General features: G+C 63.5%; 5 protein-coding genes. 3 read left to right on the top strand and 2 right to left on the bottom strand.

The genetic code is table 11. The features are described from left to right. The first annotated feature begins 87 nt into the window (after positions 1-87). Complete coding sequence (locus ACW9JE_RS28850) at positions 88-654, top strand: phosphonate degradation HD-domain oxygenase (RefSeq protein WP_457434697.1); 567 nt, start codon at positions 88-90, stop codon at positions 652-654. 86 nt (positions 655-740) lie between these two features. Beyond that, entirely contained in the window at positions 741-1,163 is a 423-nt protein-coding gene (locus ACW9JE_RS28845; RefSeq protein ID WP_457434696.1) for a hypothetical protein, read from the top strand. A 101-nt stretch (positions 1,164-1,264) separates the two neighbouring features. On the opposite strand, the gene ACW9JE_RS28840 is transcribed toward ACW9JE_RS28845, so the two are convergent. Both ACW9JE_RS28840 and ACW9JE_RS28835 read right to left on the bottom strand, forming a co-directional pair. Beyond that, a complete protein-coding gene (locus ACW9JE_RS28840) occupies positions 1,265-2,641 on the bottom strand; it encodes a GTPase/DUF3482 domain-containing protein (RefSeq protein ID WP_457434695.1) in 1,377 nt (458 codons plus the stop codon). Continuing rightward, positions 2,634-4,004: a DUF2868 domain-containing protein gene (locus ACW9JE_RS28835; protein WP_457434694.1), complete on the bottom strand. Its 1,371-nt coding sequence runs from the start codon at positions 4,002-4,004 to the stop codon at positions 2,634-2,636. The genes ACW9JE_RS28840 and ACW9JE_RS28835 overlap by 8 nt, the downstream gene beginning before the upstream one ends. An 85-nt stretch (positions 4,005-4,089) precedes the next feature. On the opposite strand from ACW9JE_RS28835, the gene ACW9JE_RS28830 reads away from it, so the two are divergent. After that, the gene (locus tag ACW9JE_RS28830) at positions 4,090-4,602 is read left to right on the top strand and encodes a dihydrofolate reductase (RefSeq protein ID WP_457434693.1); all 513 of its coding nucleotides are present in this window, start codon (positions 4,090-4,092) and stop codon (positions 4,600-4,602) included. Positions 4,603-4,645: the final 43 nt, after the last annotated feature.

Raw genomic sequence — 4,645 nt, 5'->3', positions numbered from 1 at the left:
GGGTTCATCGCTACCTGTAGGAGCGAGGCTTGCCCGCGAAGACGGTCTACCCTTCACCACAAATCCCAATTCATCGAGAGCCTTCTGATGAACCCCAACGAACAAACCGTCGCCAAGGTCTTCGCCCTGTACGAACGCTTCGGCAGCAGCGACTACATCGGCGAGCCGGTGTCGCAGATCGAGCACATGTCCCAGGCCGCGCAATGCGCCATGGCCGAAGGCTTTGATGATGAAGTGGTGCTCGCCGCGTTCTTCCACGACATCGGGCACATCTGCGCCGAAGATGCCGAGAATATGGGCGGCTATGGCGTGGTCAGCCACGAACGGCTGGGCGCCGACTACCTGCGCAGCGCGGGCTTCAGCGAACGCATGGCGCGTCTGGTGGAATATCACGTCCAGGCCAAGCGTTACCTGACGCTGAGGGAGCCGGGCTACTACGCACGCCTGAGCGAAGCCAGCCGTCGCACGCTGGAGTATCAGGGCGGGGTGATGACCGACGCCGAGGCCGATGCCTTCGAGCAGGACCCGTTGTGCGAGGTAAGCCTGCGCATGCGCCAGTGGGATGAACTGGCCAAGGAAATGCACGTGCCGGTGCTGGATCTGGATGTGCTCAAGCGTAAGGCAATCAGCGTCTTGTCCCGCACGGCTGGCTGAACAGTCCTACAGGTATCGCCGAATCTGTTGCATGGAGCGCCTCGTTGGCAAGGCTCAATCTGAGCCTTCCACATGGAGGTCATTCGATGCGCTATTTGAAAGTGATTGCACAGGATCGAGACGGCAGCGGCGAAGCAGAGACGCTGCACTACCAGGTTTTTGAAGACGATAAATTTCTGCGCGACGTGACGGACGCCGAGGTTCGGCTGCTGCGGACCTTCGGCACCAACTACCTGAAATGCCGGTGGTTCAACGAGGGTGAAGGCGAGGAGCGACACATGCGCATGTTCTCGCTGAATCCATCCGGCGACGGCACGCCGGAGTCGGTGCGGCTGCATTTCCACGAAGGGCCGATCATTGCCTACAAGGCGGCGGTGCATGATCTGGATAACGACGGCGGCTTCGAGATCGTGCTGGTTTCCGACATCGACAACGACGGCCACGCCAACCGCACGGATCGCACCCGAGTGAATGCTTTGGTGCGGGAATTCATGAAGTTCACCCTCTAACCCCCCACCACCCCTGTAGGAGCTGCCGAAGGCTGCGATCTTTTGACTTTGCTTTTTAAGAGCAGATCAAAAGATCGCAGCCTCGTTTCACTCGACAGCTCCTACAGGGATTTGGCCAGTAGTTCGATTTGTTCCTGGCGCTCTGGCTGATTCAGCTTTGCCTGTCCGTTGATCGACGACCACTGCGGATGCGCCCGCGCTCTGTTCAAGGCTTCAGGCAACTTGCCCTCGCGCCAGGATTTATCCTGAGGCGTCGCCACCTGAATGCTCTCCATCGCAGCATGCCCACGGGCTTCCAGGGCTTGCAGCAACTGCCTTTGGCGCAACGCCAACAAGCGCAACACGCTGTCATCCACCGTCAACTCGCGCTGCCCCTTGATCTTGCCCAGCAACCGGCTGCCATAACTGCGCGCGGTTTGCAGCGCGCCGCCGGCAATGGCGCCTGCCAGTGCAGCAGCACCGAGGGTCAAACCACCCACCAGCAAATCCACACCCGCCCCGGCCGCCGCACCCGCCGCGATCCCGCCGCCGACTCGCACGCCCAATTGCTTTAGCGTTTCCGGATTGAACAGGTCATCACCCCAACGCCCGTCGAGCAACGGCAAGTCACTGGTGGCCGCGTCCTGCGGGCGGAAGGCGTAGAGCTTGAGCAGGGCTTCGACACAGCGCTGTTCCCGCTGACGTACGGCCTGGCGTAGTTCGCTGATCGCCTGCTGTTCCTGCTCGGCCTCGCTGGCCACGCTGCGCCGGCAAGCCGCGCAGTCGATCAGCAGTTCCGCGATCAATCGCCCGGCACTCTGATGACGCGCCTGGCGTTGTGCCTGTTGATCGGCAATCAGACGTTCCAACTGTGGCCGCGCGTGTTCGAGCAACAGCGCGAGGCTTTCATAGAGTCGGCGTTCGCCATCTTCGGGGGGCGCCACGCTGTCGAAGCGCACCAGCGCATGCAGGCCCAGCCGCGCCAGGGCTTCACGCCAGGCCGGTTCGCGGTGGTTGGCGCTGCTGACGAAATTCAGCACCGGCAACAGCGGTTTGCCGCAGCTGGCCAACACTTCCAGTTCGTCGCGGTACTTGGCCAATACCGGCTCGCGGGCGTCGATTACGTAGAGGCCGGCATCGCAGGTGAGCAACTGGCGCAGCACCTTGGCTTCCTGTTCGAATCGTTGCCGCGCTTCGCTGCCTTCGAGGAATCGCGCCAGTCGAGCCGGGCCGTCGAGGCGTTCGCCGGGACGCTCCACGCGCTCGAGGTAATCGAGCAGGGCGATGGCGTCTTCAAGGCCCGGCGTGTCGAAGAGATCGAGCAACGGCTCGCCGTTCACCGACAGCCGCGCGCCCTCGACGTGGCGAGTGGTGCTGGGGCGATGGGAGACTTCGCCGAAGCCGACGTCGCGGGTCAGGGTGCGCAGCAACGAGGTCTTGCCGACGTTGGTGTGGCCGACCACGGCCAGTTTCAGCGGCGCGTTTGTGCCATCAGTCATGACCGCTCTCCAGCCAGTTCAGCGGCGCGCTATCGGCGAATGGAATGTCCAGCTGTTGCAGCGCCGCATGCCAGTCGCCGAGGCGGTCGGCATCCAGCGCTTCGCCGGGCGGCGCTTGCAGCAGCCACACGCGAGTGGCAGCAGCGCTGCGGGCCAGTTCGGCGATCAAGGCAAGACTGCCGCGATCCGGCGAACGCTGCGGATCGCAGGCAATGGCCAGACGCGCAGGGGGAAAGCGGCTCAATTGTTCGAGCAGTTTGTTCCGCGATTCGCGGCTGTCGAGGATGCCGGCATTGATGACATTTTTCGGCAGTTGCGGTGGCCATGGGCGCTGATCGTCCAGTTCGATGGCCACCAGCAGCGCGCCATCGGACTGGGCCTCGCTGACGCCGCTTTCGACCCGATGAAGCTGCTCGGGCGCCGCATCGCTGATGCCCAGGCGTTCGCTGGTGGGCATCAAGCGTTCGCGCAGTTGCGCGTAGCCGGGCAGGTTCAGGTCCAGGTGCAAGGCCGCCTTGCCGGACTTCCAGCGCCACAGGCAAAACAGCGCCAGCAGCAGGCGCGGCAGCACGCCGTACACCAGCAGCACACCCACCAGCCAACCGGCCCAGGCTTGCCGTGCGCTTTCGATATTCAGCGCGGCGTCGCCACTGGCGCGGATCATTTCGGTCGTGGGCACACTGAATCCGAGCAGGGATGGCAGGGCGCCGAGGCCTTGGGTCAGGCCGACGAAGGTGTTGCCGCCGAGGATGGTGGTTTCCCAGACAAAGCCGTAGCGCCGGGTGGCCATCAACGTCAGCAGCATCACCAGCGCACTGAGCATCGCCAGCAGCCACAAGCCGTTGACCAGCACGCCGATGGCCCAGCGATTGAGTTTCTGCCGTTGCAACAGCAGGAGCAGGGTGGGAGCGAGCTGCGCGGCTTTAGCGTCCCGGGCGAGTTTTTCGCTGAGCCACAGCCACAAGCGGCCAAGGCTGGCGCCATGCTCGCCAGCGAACAACAGGCCGAAGGCCCAGCTCAATAGCAGAATCAGATTCAGCCCGAGCAGGCTGCCCAAGGCCCAGAACACATTGACCGGCGTTTGCCCGTCGCCCAATGCGGCAAAAGCCAAACCCGCACCGCTGAGCACGGCCAGAACTGCAAGTACGAGCAGCGCCAGGCGTGCCCCTTGCAGCCAATGGGTGAGCGCGCTGCTCAAGCCATCCCGCTCGGCCAGCCACAGGGCCCGGCGTTGAATGCGCGTCGGCAGATCGCCGCCGGCGCTGCGGGCCAGGCGATTGGCTTCCAGATCTTCCAGGGGCCCTGCGTGCTCTTCGCGCAGGCGGATGGTTTCCGTGAGCCAGAGGTTATTCAGTTCAGTCACGCGGCATCCCGTCGCTTAATTGAGCTGTGAGCATAACCGCTGTGGCGCTTATCGGGGTACGGACGCCTCTGGTATCCTCGCCGGCATGACTAAATCACTCCCCCTCAGCCTGATCGCAGCCCTCGGTGAAAACCGCGTGATCGGCGTCGACAACAGCATGCCCTGGCACCTGCCGGGGGACTTCAAATACTTCAAGGCCACCACCCTGGGCAAGCCGATCATCATGGGTCGCAAGACCTGGGATTCCCTCGGTCGCCCGCTGCCGGGTCGCTTGAACATCGTGGTCAGCCGTCAGGCCGGTCTGCAGCTCGAAGGCGCTGAGGTCTACCCGTCGCTGGAAACCGCCGTGGCCCGCGCCGAAGAATGGGCGAAGGCGCAGGGTGTCGATGAGCTGATGCTGATTGGCGGGGCGCAGCTCTATGCCCAAGGCATGGCCCAGGCCGATCGCCTGTACCTGACCCGCGTGGCGCTGAGCCCGGACGGGGATGCGTGGTTTCCGGAGTTCGAGGCGAAGGACTGGAAGCTGGTTTCCAATGTGGAAAACCCGGCGGTGGATGACAAACCGGCCTACAACTTCGAGGTTTGGGAGAGGGCTTAAAAGCTTCGCGGGCAAGCCTCGCTCCTACAGGGTTCATCGTTAC

Source organism: Pseudomonas sp. SDO55104_S430 (assembly GCF_054070595.1).
The sequence above is the reverse complement of the archived record's forward strand: the minus strand, read 5'-3'. Positions and strand labels throughout refer to the sequence as shown.